Annotated in this window: 1 protein-coding gene; it reads right to left on the bottom strand. The window is 50.7% G+C overall.

Annotated elements, in window-relative coordinates; translation table 11 throughout:
• Positions 1-887 (bottom strand): mucin-binding protein (locus FC47_RS10195; protein ID WP_056968822.1); only part of this gene is annotated, 887 nt, incomplete at both ends.

Raw genomic sequence — 887 nt, 5'->3', positions numbered from 1 at the left:
TAGATGAACGTTGCCGTTTCATCACCGTTGCCAAACGTGCCCCTGGTGTTGTCCTGCTTTACCAGAACGTAGCCGTTGATGACCTTGGCATCGCTAGTCACATCAAAGCCGTCGCCACTCTTGTAGGAACTGCTCTTGTCAACGCTTGGTGACAGTTCGTTGCCATCTTCGTCCACGAACTTCTCCGTCAAACCGTATTGGTTCTGCTTGTATGGTACCGGCGTGTCCTTACCAGGATCAGTTGGCGTAACCGGACTTGGATCAACCGGCGTGTAGCCTGGTACTTCTGGAATTGGTTCGTTTGGTACGACCTTCGTTGGATCGTTAGGGTCCGTTGGGTAGGTTGGCGTGTCGGCACCTGGAATTGGATTACCATTTGGATCAACTGGCACCAGCTTACCGTTTGGTGCGTAAGTTACCGTTTCTTCAACATTTGGATTGTCGGGCGTTGCCGTCAGTCCACCAGCAACCTTCTTGTCGGCATGGTAGCCATCAATGACTGGCGTATCTTCCGTACCGAACGTCTTGGTACCTTCCCAATCACTCATGGAGATGACTTCACCAGCTACCTTATCAATCGTAATGGTCCGCGTGAAGGCGTCCTTTTGAGTTTGAACCTTGTCAGTTGGCGTCTGGTCACCGGCGCCAACGTAATGAATCGTTTGCGTGGCATCTTTGATTAAGTTGTTGCGGTCAGCATCAGTTGGGTAGACTGGGCTGTCGGGATCATTAGGATTGATTGGCTGCCCAGGTGTTACCGGCGTTGGATCGTTAGGCGTGATGGTTTGCGTCTTGTGCTTCAGGCGCACTACAAAATCATTGCCTTCCTTAGCATAAGTCTGCGTACCATCGACAAAATTATTAGAAACCAATTCGTAGCCTTGGTC

The organism is Limosilactobacillus mucosae DSM 13345 (genome assembly GCF_001436025.1).
GTDB lineage: Bacteria > Bacillota > Bacilli > Lactobacillales > Lactobacillaceae > Limosilactobacillus > Limosilactobacillus mucosae.
Note: the sequence above shows the minus strand (reverse complement) of the source record. Positions and strands in the feature narration are given on the sequence as shown.